General features: G+C 52.7%; 16 protein-coding genes. 9 read left to right on the top strand and 7 right to left on the bottom strand.

The features are described from left to right. Window positions 1-60 precede the first annotated feature (60 nt). The 9 genes from UNDKW_RS19125 to UNDKW_RS19085 all read left to right on the top strand — a co-directional run bounded on the left by UNDKW_RS19125 (window position 61) and on the right by UNDKW_RS19085 (window position 10,559). Window positions 61-1,632: a M48 family metallopeptidase gene (locus UNDKW_RS19125; protein ID WP_232063048.1), complete on the top strand. Its 1,572-nt coding sequence runs from the start codon at window positions 61-63 to the stop codon at window positions 1,630-1,632. 48 nt (window positions 1,633-1,680) lie between these two features. Continuing rightward, window positions 1,681-2,175 carry a hypothetical protein gene (locus UNDKW_RS19120; protein ID WP_162059995.1) on the top strand — a complete coding sequence of 165 codons (495 nt, stop codon included), beginning with the start codon at window positions 1,681-1,683 and terminating at the stop codon, window positions 2,173-2,175. Window positions 2,176-2,215: 40 nt separating this feature from the next. After that, the gene (locus UNDKW_RS19115; protein ID WP_162059994.1) at window positions 2,216-2,923 is read left to right on the top strand and encodes a hypothetical protein; all 708 of its coding nucleotides are present in this window, start codon (window positions 2,216-2,218) and stop codon (window positions 2,921-2,923) included. Between the two features lie 337 nt (window positions 2,924-3,260). Further along, entirely contained in the window at window positions 3,261-5,927 is a 2,667-nt protein-coding gene (locus tag UNDKW_RS19110; RefSeq protein WP_162059993.1) for a hypothetical protein, read from the top strand. Between the two features lie 103 nt (window positions 5,928-6,030). Then, on the top strand, window positions 6,031-6,498 hold the full coding sequence (locus tag UNDKW_RS19105; RefSeq protein WP_162059992.1) for a DUF6794 domain-containing protein: 468 nt from the start codon (window positions 6,031-6,033) through the stop codon (window positions 6,496-6,498). Between the two features lie 113 nt (window positions 6,499-6,611). Continuing rightward, entirely contained in the window at window positions 6,612-6,821 is a 210-nt protein-coding gene (locus UNDKW_RS19100) for a hypothetical protein (protein ID WP_162059991.1), read from the top strand. 43 nt (window positions 6,822-6,864) lie between these two features. Further along, a complete protein-coding gene (locus UNDKW_RS19095; RefSeq protein WP_162059990.1) occupies window positions 6,865-7,449 on the top strand; it encodes an exonuclease in 585 nt (194 codons plus the stop codon). 339 nt (window positions 7,450-7,788) lie between these two features. Continuing rightward, window positions 7,789-9,546: a patatin-like phospholipase family protein gene (locus tag UNDKW_RS19090; protein WP_162059989.1), complete on the top strand. Its 1,758-nt coding sequence runs from the start codon at window positions 7,789-7,791 to the stop codon at window positions 9,544-9,546. Window positions 9,547-9,722: 176 nt separating this feature from the next. After that, entirely contained in the window at window positions 9,723-10,559 is an 837-nt protein-coding gene (locus tag UNDKW_RS19085; protein ID WP_162059988.1) for a hypothetical protein, read from the top strand. 67 nt (window positions 10,560-10,626) lie between these two features. Here the strand turns inward: UNDKW_RS19085 and UNDKW_RS19080 are convergent, their stop codons facing one another. The 7 genes from UNDKW_RS19080 to UNDKW_RS19050 form a co-directional block, all read right to left on the bottom strand. Continuing rightward, window positions 10,627-11,214, bottom strand: coding sequence for a hypothetical protein (locus tag UNDKW_RS19080; protein ID WP_162059987.1), 588 nt, complete (start codon window positions 11,212-11,214; stop codon window positions 10,627-10,629). Next, window positions 11,211-12,377 (bottom strand): M48 family metallopeptidase, encoded by a 1,167-nt coding sequence (locus UNDKW_RS19075; RefSeq protein WP_162059986.1) that lies wholly within the window; start codon window positions 12,375-12,377, stop codon window positions 11,211-11,213. Before UNDKW_RS19075 ends, UNDKW_RS19080 begins: the two co-directional genes overlap by 4 nt. Beyond that, on the bottom strand, window positions 12,374-13,081 hold the full coding sequence (locus UNDKW_RS19070; RefSeq protein WP_162042502.1) for a hypothetical protein: 708 nt from the start codon (window positions 13,079-13,081) through the stop codon (window positions 12,374-12,376). The genes UNDKW_RS19075 and UNDKW_RS19070 overlap by 4 nt, the downstream gene beginning before the upstream one ends. A gap of 363 nt (window positions 13,082-13,444) precedes the next feature. Continuing rightward, window positions 13,445-14,149, bottom strand: coding sequence for a hypothetical protein (locus tag UNDKW_RS19065; protein ID WP_162059985.1), 705 nt, complete (start codon window positions 14,147-14,149; stop codon window positions 13,445-13,447). Between the two features lie 43 nt (window positions 14,150-14,192). Further along, on the bottom strand, window positions 14,193-14,804 hold the full coding sequence (locus UNDKW_RS19060) for a DUF2946 family protein (RefSeq protein ID WP_162059984.1): 612 nt from the start codon (window positions 14,802-14,804) through the stop codon (window positions 14,193-14,195). Then, entirely contained in the window at window positions 14,804-15,760 is a 957-nt protein-coding gene (locus UNDKW_RS19055) for a YheT family hydrolase (protein WP_162059983.1), read from the bottom strand. Before UNDKW_RS19055 ends, UNDKW_RS19060 begins: the two co-directional genes overlap by 1 nt. A 10-nt stretch (window positions 15,761-15,770) precedes the next feature. After that, on the bottom strand, window positions 15,771-16,202 hold the full coding sequence (locus UNDKW_RS19050; RefSeq protein WP_162059982.1) for a nuclear transport factor 2 family protein: 432 nt from the start codon (window positions 16,200-16,202) through the stop codon (window positions 15,771-15,773). Window positions 16,203-16,207 lie beyond the last annotated feature (5 nt).

Raw genomic sequence — 16,207 nt, 5'->3', positions numbered from 1 at the left:
GGTATGATGAGTTTACTCAATCACGCCCGGGTTAAGTCCTGAAAAATAAGGAAGCTATTAGTGTCCAAGTATCATAGCATTGAGAACCCCTTGCGACGTGTTTTTCGCCTGCCTGCTTTGTCAGCCTTGCGGCTGGCGGTTTTGCTGGCAGTGGGCCTGGGGAGTGCCAATCTGTCGCCTGCACTGGTTCAGGCGCAAAACCTGCCGACTTTGGGTGACACTTCGCGTGAAGACCTGTCACCGCTGGCAGAGCGCAAGCTTGGCGAGCAAATCATGAGCGTGGTCAGGCGCGACCCTGACTATATGGACGACGCCCCGGTCAGCGAATACTTGAACCGTCTCGGTAACAAGATGCTGGAAGCGCGGCCAGATGCCCGTGGCGAAACCAATTTCAATTTTGAATTTTTTGCCGTGCGTGATCCGGTGCTGAACGCCTTTGCCTTTCCTGGTGGCTTTATTGGTTTTCATTCTGGCCTGATCCTGGCGGCACAATCTGAATCTGAGCTGGCCTCGGTCATGGGCCATGAGATCGGTCACGTGGCCCAGCGCCATATCGCCCGCATGCTGACCAGCCAGCGTGGCGATGCCCTGATCCCTCTGGCGGCACTGGCCCTGGCCGTGCTGGCCGCACGATCCAGCCCTGATGCCGCAATGGCAATTGCCACTGGCGGGCAGGGCCTGGCGATACAGAAACAACTGAATTTTGGCCGCGATGCCGAGCGTGAGGCTGACCGCGTAGGCTTCCAGATATTGCGGGACTCAGGCTTTGACCCTTCGGGCATGGTCAATTTTTTTGGCCGACTGCAAAGTTCCATGCGCAACTATAACGATAACCTGCCACCGTTTTTGCGCAGCCACCCGCTGACCAGCGAAAGGATAGCCGACATACAATCGCGCCTTTCAGAGCAGCGTTACCGCCAGCATGCCGATAGCCTGGAATTTTTGCTCACCAAGGCCAGGATCAGGGTATTGCAAGACAGCAGCACCCAGGGCCTGATGGATGCCAGCACCTTTTTTGACACCCAGGCCAAAACCGGCAAACTCGAAGACCAGATTACTGCCAAATACGGACAGGCCTTTATCGCCTACAAGCGTCTGGACTTCGCTACCGCCCGCAAATTGCTGGATCAATCGCGCAAAATGCTGGAACAGATACCCGCATACAAAAGCATGCTCACTTATAGCAATATGTATGTCGATATGTCCATCGACATCCTGATCGGCGACAAGCAAACTGCCGCCGCCGTCAAAGAGGCAGAAAAAGCCATGCGTGACCTGCCGCTCTCACGCGGCGTGGCCGTGCAATATGCTGAGGCTCTGCTGGCCGACGGCAAAGAAGAGCAGGCGGCTGTTTTCTTGCGTGACCAGATCGTGCTGTACAGGCAAGAAGCGCAACTCTATAACCTGCTGGCCAAGGTCTATGCCGCCCAGGGCAAACAAGCCGCCCAACATGTTGCCCTGGCCGAGGCCTATGGCATAGAAAATAACCTCGCCGCCGCCCTGCAACAACTGGACATTGCCCGGCGCGAAAAAGATGCGCAGTATTATGAACTGTCCGTCATCGATGCCCGCGAGCGTGAATGGAAAGAGAAGCACAAGGAACAACTGGCGGAAGAGAAAAAGCGGCGTTAATACATGATGCGGCAATTTCTTCAGCATGGGCGATCAGTTCGGCAATATGTGGTCCTAGCGCTTTGTGGCCTGTTGTTCGCCTGCTCTTCTGAAAAGAATGATGCAGGCGAGGGCGCAGCCTATAAGGCAGATTTGATCAATGCGATACGACAATCCAGCAAGATCGTCGTGACCGAACATTCGTCCGAGATGGATTTCATACAGGCAGGGCAATCACCCGCGCAAAAAGAAAAAGTCTATCGCAGCGTGGCATTGACTACACGCGACCGTGAAAACTTCATCGCCGCGATTGAGCAGGTATCTGATGAAACCCAGCAGGCTTTCGCCGCCTGTGTTTTTGATCCCCATCATACGGTTTATTTTTATGCCCAGGGCAAGCTGAGCAGCAAGCTCGACATTTGCTTTGAATGCTCGCAGCAGGAATGGAAGGTGACCAAACATAAGCCGCCAGCAGGTATCTATGGAGGTTTTGCACAATTCATCAAGTCAGTCAAATTAAGTCCTGAAAGAGAATGGGTGGATCTGGTTAGCACAAAGCGCTAAGCCCTTGATATGGCTATAACAGAATAAAGAGTAATGAATAGTGCAAACAAACGAAACATCAGCTGAGCTGCTAAAAAAACAGCAGGCAGAAAAAATCCGTCTGCTGGAAGAGCAGGTAGTCGTCGCTGGCAAAATTGCAGAAGAGAGACTGGCCCGCCCGCGTGAAGAATGGTCAATCAAGTTCATGGACAGAAAGCCCATGACCAGCAGGCAAAAGTACCTATTCGCGCTGTCGTGCCTGGGTCTTGCCTGTTTGCTCTACGGATTTAATTTGAGTGATAATTTTGTTTTTGCAGGCGAGCATTTTTATGCCACCCCTTTACCCTGGATTGTTGCGGTGGTGTTGTTTCCTTTTGTGCTTTACGGGTGCTATGACCGCACGCATCAGGCTAATTTGGCGTATCGCTATCCGTCGCCAGTCTTACGTCAATTCGTCATACTGCCTCTCATGGCTTGCTTATTGACTTTCGTCATATTACGCAGCCCTATCGCCTTGTCTGCCCTGGCAGGCTGGGTATTCAATAGCGAGGCGGTCGTTGTAGAGGCTACCGTAAGTTCTTTAGGACGCCTGAAACCCAAGCTGGGCCTGTGTGATCAAACCCTGCGGGTGGGGGCTCCAGAGTTTGCCGCCACCATCTGCATGGAACATACCATCATTGGCCGCCAGCCCATTCCTGGTGACCGGGTTGTGGTCAAAGGGCGTCGCTCTGTGCTCGGTATTTATATCGATGAGATCGCGGTGAAGTGAATGATGCATGCATCTTGACAGCATGACGATCTCTCGTGAAAAAAACGTAATAAAGACCTGGATTTGGGCGAGTATTAATTTTGAAAAAAGATGGTGCCAAGCTGTAATAGCTTCATTTATAATACGCGCCAAATGTGATAGCCACCTTGGCTGTCGGTTGTATTTTTAGTTAAACCATTCATTCCCACATGTGAAATAAAAAATAAAAATCTGAAACCATCCTGTGCAGGACTGGTTTCATCCCGGAAGTGCCTGAGCAGGCTGCTTGCATGTGCGTTTGCACTGCGATGTCTGTTCGTGAGTGCATCCCATCCCTGGATTTTTATTTTGTGTTCACATGTCATCAAGCAAACCTGTCAAAGACAGGGCAGCGGTTCAGCCGCCTGTCCTGCAAACTGTCAAATCCATATTAATCAGCCTACTGCGTCAGCCTCAGGGCATCGTTGCCTTGCTCAGTGATGAAGTCAATGGCGTAGTGCAGCCTGCTTTGCGGCAGGTGGAGCTCGCCGCACTGGATGTGCGGCTGTTTCCACAGGCGCACAGCTTGCTGGCGGACTGGTTTCGTCTGCAAGCTACTACCGATTTGCGCAGCGTCTGGCCTGCTTTCTGGCGGGTGTTCTGGATGACCGTGCCTGATGCTGGCAATGCCAGCGTGGTGGCGCTTCCGCAAGCCAGGGTGCCCAGGAAGCCGGTGGCGACTGCTGCCCACCCACGTGCTTTTCGCGGTACCAAATACCAGCCGCCAAAGCCTGCGCAGCCTGTACTGGACTTGTGTCACTGGCTGGCAGATGCACGTTTGCTCGATGCTTTCTTTGCGCGCCATGATTTTACTGCCTTGCCCGTGCTGGATGCGGAGGGGCAGGTGATGTCGCTGGCTGCCGGGCTTATACCCAGCAGTGCCACTCTGTATTTGCATCACTGGAACAGGCCAGCACAAGAATTGCCCGTCTTGCCAGAAGCGTTTCGCCGTTGCTTGCTGTGGCAATTGCGTGCATGCAGTGCAGACTTGCAACTGGCCTGGCTGCAAATATGGCATCAGTACGGCGGTATGCATGCAGATGACATTGCACGTTCGCAAAAATTGGCCGTATTGGCTCGCCTGTGTGCCATGAACACGGATCATACTCACGCGGCAGAGCTCGCTTTGCTCTTGCCAGAAAACCGGCAAACGATTTTCCTGACTGTAGTGATGCGGGAAGTGCAGGGGAGTTTGTCGCCTCAGCAGATGACTGCTGACCAGCTCATGCGCCTGCATGATTTAACAGAAGATAATGCGCGCTTTGAGTTATATCTGCGCAAAATTCTGTGCAACCTGAGCAGGCAAGTGAATGTTGAATATAGCATGACGGGTTGCCTGCTATTTGAAATGAGTGGGGCGACTGATTTACGTTATTCTGGCCTGACAGTCTTCCATGACTGTACTGAAGAAGTCGCCGACATCATCAACCTGGCCTGTGAACGTGCAGGGGTGCGCATGCATCTGTCGCTGTGGCGCTCATGTTGTGAGTTGCCAGGGCTGGCTTCGCTGATGCGCGAAACTAGCTGGCATGAATTGACTGCACAGACTGCTGACACGCTGATTAATGTGATTGGCCTGTTCAACTGGATGGATGATGATGCAGATAAGTCGCGCAAATGGCGCGAATACATGATGGTGTACTCTAGCTTTCATGCGCTATTGTTACAGCATCAGGCGGGGCCGCAGGAAAAACTCGCCTCACTCTGGTATCTGTTGACTGAGAGCTTTGGCACGCAGGAAACAGGCAGCCTGAAAGCAGTGATTGAAGATGCATTGCCGCTGATGGCGATGCTGAGCCAGGAAGCTTATTCCTGCCATATCACTTACGGCTGTGCGCTGACGAACCTGATCAATTATTTGCCCGCAGAAATGCGCAGCGGATTGCGCGATTTGAACGGACAATTCTGGTCTTTGTTTGAACGTGCATGCCGTCGTGAAGACAACACCCGACTGCTTGCTTTTGGTATTTTCGCCATGGCTGAATTGGCTCCGGCCTTGCTGTGGCAGGGTATGCAGTTGGCAGCGCCACGATTGTTTCATACCCTGTCTCTGCTTGGCAGTCTCCACTATGAGCGCAGGCTGCAATTCATGCGTGGGCAAATATTGGAAGAATACCTGGCCTGTGACTGGGCTGCACTGGCCCCGCTGGCAGCCTGTCAGAAAATCCTGAGTTTGAGTGAACAGTATGGGCTGGATAGCCCTTTGCCACGTCGCTTGCGCCTTTACATCGAAAGCAAGATAGCACTGACTGATGCGCAGGTGCAAAGACATTGTGCTCTCACACTCAGGCGCTTGCCAGCATTTCGCCTGCGGGTACTGGAGCTGGCTATCTGGCAAGATATGGATAGGGCACTACAAATACGCGGGCAAGTTCCATCTGCTGCCCATGCGCTGCGCCTGCTGGCAGGGCTGGATAGAGATCCCAGATATAACCGCAAGGGTTTGCAGAGTTTCCTGCGTGAGGTAAAGGCTGGCAAGCCAGATTCATACCGCCATCACCCTCTCAATCTGGCCTGGCATGCAGCTCATCCACTTGTTGACAAGGATCGCTGGGAAGCTGGTTTGCACAAAGACATAAAGGTGGATGGCAAAAGCTTGCGACTGACTTTTGAGCAGGATCCGTTTGAAATTCTCAAACTGGGTACCTATGCCGGATCTTGTTTGTCCATAGGTGGCTTTTGCAGTTACTCGGCGGTTGCCTGCCTGCTCGATGCCAACAAGCGGGTTATTTATGCCCGTAATGAAGAGGGCCGGGTGATTGCCAGACAATTGGTGGCGATTGACGAAAAAGACAGGTTGTTTTGTTGTGAGATATATCCTTCTCAATGTTCGCCTGCCATGAAGGCTGCATTCAAATCCTATGATCACGAATTGGCCGAGATGTTAGACATAGAAATGTATCGTGAAGAGGAGGGGAGCAGCTATGAGGTCGCCACCATCCTGGCAGAGTGCTGGTGGGACGATGGCCCATGGCAAGAAGAATGATTGTCAAAAGGCAAGTACTTTCCTTTATTTTATGTATGATGCCTGTTTAGTACTTTTAACATTTTTTAATATTTTAAGTTGGCCCATTTTGAGGGGAAAGTTGATGAGCATTACACGTGCAGGGATTTGTTCTGGCTTTGCTGCTGTCATCCTGATGGGCGCCAATGTGGTGTGGGCGCAGTCTGTACCTGCTCCGGTGGCTAATGCGAGAGCTCCGGCCAGCGTCAGCGTGGCCGCCGCTACCTGCGCCACGCCAGGAAGAAATGGCTGTGACAAGCAATGCAAGCGCTATGCGGATGCCGATACCTGGCCAACGACCTGTGAACAGGCGGCGACCAACATCTTGGCCAGGCTCGATGAAGCCAGCAAGCAGCGCACGCGGGATTCAACGTATGAAAACCTGATTCAGTTCCACAGCGGATGGGGCATGGGGATACGCAATACGACTGGCCTGTGGCGTGGCAATGTGGCCCTGACGGATTCTTGTATGGCACTTGATAACGACGGTGATCGCCACCCTGACCATATTTCCATGATCATCATCCAGCAAATCTGGAAGAAGCTTCACTGAGTTGTTGGTGATCAGTGAGCTGGATGCCAAACTGCTTATAGTGGGCGGTGTGCCTGCCCATGCGACAATCAGCTCACCTGCCTGCGCCGCCAGTTTTTTACAGAGGCACAAACATGAAAACTGCAACAGGCAAGATGCATCTGGCTGTGATTGCGCCCCTGTTTTTATCCGGCGCCGCACAGGCGCAACTTGACGCAACGGCAGAGCCGGGCAGGCCCAGCTATAACCCGGCAACGGCAATGTGCATGCGGCCTGGCTCGAGTGCTGATCCTGAAGATATTTCCTGGGTGATTGTCGAAGAGGGCTGGAAAAGACTGCAATAAGCCACCATGTAAGAACGCTAAAGACAAACAAAAGGAGCAAGGCATGACAGCAGAGAATGAAAAATTGCCAGAGATTTTTATTGCCGTTGATGTAGAGGCTGACGGTCCCATCCCCGGCCCGTACAGCATGATCTCTCTGGGCATGGCGGTAGCCGGGCATCCTGAGCTGAGCTTTTATACTGAACTGAAACCCATCTCTGATGAATTTGATCCCGCTGCACTGGCTGTCTCTGGCCTTGACAGGCAGCACCTGATAGACCACGCGCCTGAAGCCTCAGTAGCAATACGTTCAGCTTATGACTGGGTGAATTCTTTGCGCAAGATAGGCAGGCCTGTTTTCCTGGCGGCGCCAGCGGTGTGGGATGGCATGTTTGTGCACTGGTACTTCATGAGATACGTTGGTGCCAGCCCCTTTGGCTCTACCGGCTCAGGTGTGGATTTGCGCAGTTACTGGATGGGCCTGACAGGTTGCGAATGGGTGGAAAGCCGCAAGGGCAAGATCAAATACGCGCTTAATCTTGAGGGTTTGCCGCATACCCACCATGCAGGGGAAGACGCAGCAGAGCTGGCGCAGGTGTTTGCGGCGGTACTGAAAAGCAGGAGTACGGGCTTGCCTGAAGTTGAATAATCAGTGACTGGTTTGGTGACTGAACTTCAGATCGCAATTGCCAAGGCTTGACACTCCTCAGCGATGATCAATTCACATCGCCCTGCGCAGGAGCTCAGGAGCTGTGTGAATACACACAACACCCATCTAGAATAAAGTGACTTTTTTGTAAGCAAATGCTATCTTCGCTTTGTTTGTAAAAATGTCATCTCTCTGAAAAATCAGCCAGCTAAAATGGAACATGTCCGTGCTCAACAGCAGGGCATGTCTCATTGTGCTGCCATCCCCATGCCGGAGTTTTTGGAGAGAGGGCCGCGAGTCATTTTTAACGTGCAGTCACTTATCATCGAGGAGTGTATTTTGTCTGAAGCAACTTATCCAGTTACGCCACAGGTGGCCGTTGACAAGATATTCCCGCTGACGCAGCCTGGGCCTGCTCCACATACATTTGAGCTGGCCCTGGTGCTTGGTGGCACGGTGTCGGCAGGTTGCTATACAGCCGGGGTGCTGGATTTTCTGATCGAGGCACTGGATGCCTGGGCGGCGGCGATTGCGCAGGATGACAAAGACAACCCCGGTGCGCCAACCGTGCCACGCCACAAAGTCTTGATCAGGGTGGTCACTGGTACTTCTGGCGGTGGCGTCAATGCCGTGCTGTTGTCACGCGCCCTTAGTTATGTCTATCCGCCAGCGAGTGTACAGACCGCGCCAGAGTTGAGGGCAAAGAATCCGTTCTATCAGATATGGGTCAATGCCATCGATATAGACGGTTTGCTGGCGACCGATGATCTTGACGGCGCAACGACGATCACCTCATTATTGTCTGGCAAACCGCTTGCTGCTGCGGCTGCCAGTGGTATTTCATTTGACAGCGGGCAGGCTGCAGCGCGGCAATATGTGGCCAATCCTTTGCCGGTGATACTGACTTATACCAATGTTGCGGGCATTCCTTACAAGCAGATGTTTTCTGGCCAGACTGGCCGCGCCGAGTACTTTGTCAATCACGCTGATTTTGTGCGCTTCGCCATTGATATCCAGGGCGCGCTGCCAACACCACAATATGCGCTGGCGCCAGATAGTTTTGAAGTCGGTAATCAGACTCAGGACATGCTGGCCTGGTCTGGCATGTCCAGTTATGCGCTGGGTACGGCGGCTTTTCCTGTGGGGTTGCCTGCTGTGCAGATCGCCAGGCCAGCCGGGCATTATGCTTACCGCTACATCCTGCCGAATAGCGGGCAGGGTGTTTACAGCCCGCAATGGCTGGTGCCGGAATGGTCGTTGTTTGTACAGCCCGATAGCGATGCAGGTAGCAAGTATGCCTTTGTTTCTCTCGATGGTGGTTGCACCGACAATGCACCGATAGGCCTCGCGCATGATGTGCTGGCAGGTATCGCACCAGCCCGCGAAACCAGTGGCAGCAAGGTCAACCGTGCCATCGTGCTGATAGACCCATTTACCGATGTACCCAATTTTGCTGCCTTGCCCAAGGCTGATTTGGTGAGCATCCTGTTCCCCACCATTAATTGCCTGATCCAGAATAACCGTTTCAACTCGGCGGACCTGGCGGCTTTTACTGACGGCAGTGACTTTAGCCGCTTTTTGATCACGCCCAGTCGCAAGAATGCGAAGGGGGATGCACTGACGGGTGGTGATGCGATTGCCTCATCCGGCCTGGCGGCTTTCCTTGGTTTTTTCTCGTGGCAATACCGTGAACATGACTACATGCTGGGACGCAGGAATTGCCAGGCTTTTTTAAAATCCTGGTTTACGCTGGAGCCGGACAATGTCGTGTTCAATATGCTTAAACCTCCGGCGGTAGAGACTCCGCCCAACAGCGGCAAGTTTGAGGTTCCCATTATTCCCTTGTACGGTTCTGCCCTGGCTGAACAGCCATCGCCTGAGATACCGGGCAAGTTTGACCCAGACAGTCTCGAAGACCAGATAGAGGCAAGGGCAGACAAGTTGCTGCGGGTGGCTGCTGATGTCGATAGTGCAGGCTGGTTGGCACGGCAGGCTTACAAAGTAGTGATAGGCATAGCGAGCAGCAAGGCCGCAGACAAGGTAGTCAAAGTGGTACAGGCTGCAACGCGGGACTCAAAACTGCTCAATCCCAAATGAATTTAATTTGAATAACAAAGCGCAGGAGCAATGCAAGGTCTGCCTTAAGTAAACTTGTTAGGCAAACTCATTAAGCAAACTTATTAAGCAAACTTATTAAGCAAACTTATTAAGCAAACTTATTAAGCAAACTTGTTGTGCAGCTCCGTTTGCAACATCGAAAAAAGGAACTTATCATGTTTGGTAGCCAGGTATTGGAAACGGCCATCGGTATCGCGCTGTTTTTTCTTGCGGTATCGCTTTTCGTCACCGCAATACAGGAATTCATTGCCACGGCCTTGAAGCTCAGGGCCAATACGCTCTCTTCAGGCATCAATGAATTGCTGGAGCAAAAAAAGAATCTTGATCCTGTCATACAGGCCATCGTCAATCATCCGCGTGTATCGCCGCTCGATGGCAAACTCTCTTATATTTCATCGACCAGTTTTGCTGCGGCAACCATTCATGTGCTGGGTGGGGTAGGGGATGCTTCCAAAGACGCTTTCAACCGCCTTGATATTGCCGTGGATAATTTACCAGCCGGCAATCTGAAAAGCGTGCTGCAACTCGCCGTCAGTCGTGCCCAGGGTGATGTCACCAAGGTAGAGCAGGAAGTGGCCACCTGGTTTGATGAATCCATGGACCGCCTCTCAGGCCGCTACAAGCGCTATGCAGGTTACCTGAGCCTGGGCCTGGGGGCAATACTGGCCGTGGGCATGAAGCTCGATGCCTTTGCCGTTGGCAGCGCCTTGTGGGTCAGCCCTGTGCTCAGGGATCAGGCTGCAGCGGCTGCCGCAGCAGCCATAGAAAAAGGTGCAACGACAACCCCGGCCATCACTGCTGATGTACTCACCATGTTTGGCTTTCAAAGTTTCTTTGCCAGCTTCCCTTGCGGCATGGCGCTGCTGGGTTGCCTGGTCACTGCATTTGCCGTCAGCCTGGGGGCACCGTTCTGGTTTGATTTTTTACAAAGCATCGTCAAGATCAATGTACGCGGTACTGGTGACAAGCCTGCAAAGGCAGATGGTAGCTGATTGCCTGCGTCAGGCAGGGGTAAAAATAAAGCCGGCATCGCCGGCTTTATTAGCTTACTTCAGTGAGTTAACCTATCCTTGCGCTTTGTGCGATGCGCTTCACCCGCTCTATATGTCGTGGGTAAAACACCAGCTTTGGTGCCTGGTACATGATCGCATACAGCTGCCCATTGACGACAGATACATCTGCGCTGCCAAGGATTTCGAGATTGTCAAGTTTGCGCAAGAGGCTGAATTCAAAATGAAAACCTTTGGTGCCGCCAAACTGGCTGGGCTCCATTTTCAGTAATTTGAAGGTAGAACTGTCACGTGTCAGCGCACCTTCAAACAAGGCAATGATCTGCTCATTTTGCATGCCCGGTTTAAATGCGAACACTTTTTTATCCTTGTTCGATTCTTCTGGCGGGTGTACAGGTTCACCACTTTGCAGGCCAGAATAGACCAGCAGTTTATCTACCGGCAAACCTTCCATGGTCCAGGTATCGCGGTGTGGACCATTCATGCCACTGGCACTGACCTGGTTCCAGGCACCTTCCAGCGTCAGGGTGAGTTTGTCGCCAATCAGGCGTGTGCCTGACTCTACTTTGGTTGTGGTGACACAGGCACTTAATGCCAGCACCAGGCCCAGTGCCGAGAGTTTCTTAAAAAAATTCATGTATTCAAATCCTCTATGTAACTTTTGATCATGAGTGCATCGCCCGCTTCGGGTGCACTTTGCAGGTATTGTTCAAAGCATAATTTTGCCTGGTCTTTATTGCCTTTCTGACGCCAGATCAAGCCCATGCCACGGTGTGTTTCGGCAGGTTCATTACCTGCTGCGATGGCAGCCTGATACTGGGTCAGTGCCAGGTCAGCATCCTTGTCCTGATTGCGCAAACGCAGTATTTCAGCTTTGGCCCACAGGTATTCGGCCTGTTTCACTTGACGCCCTGACAGTCGTTCAAACAGGACCAGGGATTCGGCATAGCTGCCACGTTTGATCTCATCGACCAGCCAGTCATGCAGGAATGGTGCGGTACGCTCCAGCCATTCTTGCTGGTTATTGCTGCCCTGGGTATTGAGCAGCGCCGCATATTGCTCCAGCTTTTCCTTGCGCTCATGGATGGGCGGGTGAGTGGCAAACATGGGGCTGTTTTTGGCCGGATCACCCAGCGGACCTGCCTTGCTCTCTTCGCGCAGGTTTTCCCAGATTTTTGCTGCTTCAGTCGTGTCATAGTGGGCGTTATGCAGCAGTACGATACCTATCCTGTCGGCATCGCTTTCATGCTCCCGCGAAAACGAAAATTGCCCGGCAAGCAAACCGACCTGGCCCAGTGCACCAATCAAGCCAAACAAACCGAGGAATTGCCCAAAGGCGGCGCGGCTCTTGATGTCGCGCAAATTGGACAAGGTATGCCGCTCAAGGTAATGGCCTATCTCATGTCCCAATACAGAAGCCAGTTGCGCCTCATTGTCTGCACGCAGCATCAGGCCAGACCAGACTTGCATCATGCCATTTGGCGCCATGTTGGCGTTGAAATAATGATTTCTGACGATATGCACCCGGATGTCCGGGCAATGTTCTGGTGCCAGCTTGCAGGTCAGGCCTTGCACATATTGCGTAAACTCTTTGTCTTTCAAGACAAAGGGGCTGCGGCGCAATTTGGTTTCTTCCCTGTCCATCATCGACCACAGACCACCTTCGTCCGTGCTGATCTCTGGACGCAAGAAACGGCCTGGCACCTGATACAAAGCCTGGGCGCTGGCGGTGATACTGCTCAGACCCAGGCTCAAGCCCAGGGCAATACAGAGCAGGTGTTGACCCTTGCGGTATTTCATGGTTTCACCGGGAACTTGTCGAGCAAGTTGTCCACGGTGTTTCTGGCCTTGTCCAGTTCGCGCATGTCGCCTGAACCGCTGATCAATTTATTGAACCAGAGTATCCGGCCAGTGCGCAGATCAACCAGGGAGGCATAGCCGACTTGCATGCCGCCTGTCAGGCCCACGCCAAAGATGGCCATGGCGATCATGGCAGCCTTGCGCTCGGCGCTGGCATAGCTATCCCTGACCCAGGTAAATATTGCATAGTCTGCCTGGGTTTTTTCGCGCAGGACTTGTACAGAATCTCCCAATGACCAGTCAAGCGCGCCTGCCTTGGTCGGCAAGTATAGCGAGGAGGAGCTGAAGTGGTGCAGGTTGATCGCCTGCGCAACTGCACCATGCAAGGCGTTGACTTCAGCCGTGGCGTCCGCATCCTGTGCATTGAGGGTGACGGTATTCAAGCCAAATTTGTTCTTTTTCTCTATCAGAGCCTTGGCAAAATACCTGGTAGCCGCTTCAGTCCAGTCTGCTTTGGGTTCAGGAACGCCACCTGCACTCAGTGAATACAGTTCTATGTCACTGGGCATGATGAGTACAGTGCTGCCTTTGGGAATCTTGCTAAAGCCCGGAGCAAGTTGCTCCACCGCCTGAGCTGGTTGCATGGCTGCCAGCAGCATGAGGCCAAAAAAGGCAAAAGGCGCGAAGGTTTTGCGTATAGACATGGATGGAATCCAGAAGAAAAAAAGTCCCACATCTTATCAGCGGATAACAATTAAATATAGTTAAGTTTGTGTGACAGGCGCTGGGGATGGACGCAATTCTTTGTGAAGATTGCGTTTGATTTAGTAGGACTTACGCAAAACCGCCCCAGCTGCGTTGCAGCGACTAGCCGTACTAAAGTACTGTCTTCGTCGCTACGCCTTGCTGGGACAATTTTGCGTAAGTCCTGTTAAGAATGTTTTATCCTGGAGCTGAGGTCTGCAGTTCAATGACTTGCGTGGTATGAAAATGCTGAATTACCCGCATGCTCCTGCTTCAATATCAGGCATCAGTATTGATGACGGTGGCGCTTGTTTTTTGTGCTTCTATTTGACTACAGGTGGCCCATAAACTGCGTTCGCCCATCCTTCTTTGATCATGGGCAGCATTTTTTGAATTTCAGGATCGTTTGATCTGAGTAAATTACCGGTAAATGTTCCGCTGAAGAACACGGTGTCGTCAGGACGGTAGATGAAGACGAAATCAGTACCTGCGCCTTTGCGGTCATTGACAGAATTCTTGGGAAAAACATTGTAATGTACCGCTCGATACAGAATCTTTTTGTACTCGTAAGAGTAACTTGCGCGAATGGTTTGGCCCTGGAACATTTCCTCTACCTGCGCGCGGCTGGCTCCCGCCTTCAAATCTGTGACTGGTATAAAACCCATCCAGCTGACGGTTTTGCCGGACAGTTTTTCTACCACCTCAGGCCGCCAGAGCTTGTCCTGATAACGCGGAACAATGTCATATTCCTTGCCAGCTTCAAGCATGACATACATGGCGATGGCATCTCTGGAAGTCTTGCTCTGAATGCTGATGACGTGTTTGCCAGGTAATGCAAGTACTTCACTGCTTGGCAGGCCTTGTGATCCCAGTTCATCTACAAAATTGATAATCGCATCAGGATTATTGATTTTGGCGAGTTGTTCTGGTGGCAGTTTGGGGCCCAGGTATAAATCAAGTACTGCTGCACCAGAGGCGTTCGCAATGACAAAAAGCGAGCTCAGGAATAACGACAGGCATCTGTTCATTTTTTTTTGTGCTGGCGAAGCAGGATAAAGTAGTTGAGTCAGCCTAGTGATGGTTTGCCCTGGGGCGTGCCACAAAGCCAAATTCCCGCATCAATTGTCCCTCTTCACAGCGCTGCACTTCCACATGTAAACCAGCCATGCCGGGTGGGCGCAATTGCAAGTCGCCAGGTGTGCTGGCATCTTCCAGCCATTGCAATAGTGCTTCATCACTGACTGGCTGTTCGCCCAGCGTCAGCCAGGGCAGGCATAAGGCCAGGTCGCGGTCATCAAGCTGCGCCAGGATATTGCCGCTGCTGAGTTGCAGCCTGCCTTGCGGGTCGAGGAAGGCGAGTTCTGGTGTGAAAGCCTGTTCACCATGTTGTAGTACGAAGCTGCCATCTACCGTAGTGTTGGCGATATAAGGTGTGGCTTCGAGATCGACGTAGACGCGCTGTGGGCCATTTTGGAAATACCAGCAACCCTCTTCATTGCACAGATAATTGCGGGTGATGAAGGCCAGCAGGGCGGCGTTGCGTATGGGGTCACCCTGCAGGTTCAAGGCCTGGCTGCGCTCGTCGCGCATGCGCCAGTTACCGCGCGCATCGAGTGCCAGCCAGCCATAGCAATGCGGTACATTCGGCCATTTGGCCATGGCTGCCTTGACGATTTCATCCATCAACTGTTCGCCTCAAAAAAATGCAGTATCTTTTGCGGCAGCCAGTTCAAATGGCCGGGCACATTGCCTGCCGCAAAGCCGACATGGCCGCCATGATCGGGGTAATCCAGCGTCACGCATCTGGCCGCCTGGGTGGGCAAATGCTGCGCGGGCAGGAAGGGATCATTCCTGGCATTGAGCACCAGCGTAGGCACCGTGATGTCGTTCAGTATATGCTTGGCGCTGGCCCTGTGCCAGTAATCATCGGTATCGAGATAACCATGCAGCGGCGCGGTGACGACATTGTCAAACTCGTACAGGTCACGCGCATTGAGCATGGCGTCACGGTTGAACAGGCCAGGGAACTGGTTGAGTTTTTGCAGGCACTTGGGTTTCAGTGTCTTCAAAAACATGCGCGTGTAAATCATATTGAAACCGCTGGACAGCGAAGCACCGCCCTGTGCCAGGTCGAGCGGGGCAGAAACTGCGCAGGCTGCATTGACGATATCGGCATGATGTTGCGATTCACCCAGCCAGCGCAGCAGGGCATTGCCACCGAGTGAGACGCCCGCCGCATAAAACTTGCCACCATCATGACGATGATGGAACTGCTGGTACAGGCGTTCTATGATCCAGTCTATCTCTTGCGCATCACCAGAGTGATAAAAGCGCGGTGCCTGATTGAGCTCGCCCGAGCATCCTCGAAAATGCGGTATCGCGCCCGACCAGCCTTTGTCGGCAAGGGCGGCCATCATCGCGCGCGCATAATGGCTGTTGCTGGAACCTTCAAGACCATGGAAAAGTACAACCATGGGTTTGCCGGGTTCGCCATCAAGAAAATCGATATCGACAAAATCATTGTCCGGCGTGGTCCAGCGTTCGCGCCGTAGCGGTGTCACCGGCTTGTTGATAAACAAGGCCGGATAGATGGTTTGTAAATGGCCACCGGGTAACCAGCGAGGGGAGAGGTATTTCATGCAAACGTCATCAATGCAGGGTGCTGGCCTTGAACATGTCCAGCGGCGGCTTGCCAGACGCGACCGAGGCGTGGTGCATGGTAATGCGCCAGCCACGCGGGGTCTTGACATACACATTGGTAGCCAGGATATGTACATCCTGGCTGCTGTCGCTGGGGCGCTGGAATTCTTCGACGATGCTATGGACGGCTGTCAGCATATTGTGGGTCGCATGCAACTGCAAAGGACGTATCTGCACGCTGCCGCGCTCGAAGATCGCTTCCCAGGAACTGCGTATGGCTGCATGGCCTATCAGCCTGGTTGCACCGGGGTGGATGCAAACTATCTCTTCATCCTCGGCCCACAGGGCCATCATGCCATCGAGATCGGCACGGCTCAGTGCATCATAAAAAGCCGCCTCGACTTCGTCGGCACTGCCATTCAACTGTTTTTTAGCGGCCATGACGG

This window comes from Undibacterium sp. KW1 (assembly GCF_009937955.1).
Taxonomy (GTDB): domain Bacteria; phylum Pseudomonadota; class Gammaproteobacteria; order Burkholderiales; family Burkholderiaceae_D; genus Undibacterium.
This window is presented reverse-complemented; position numbering and strand designations above follow the sequence as displayed.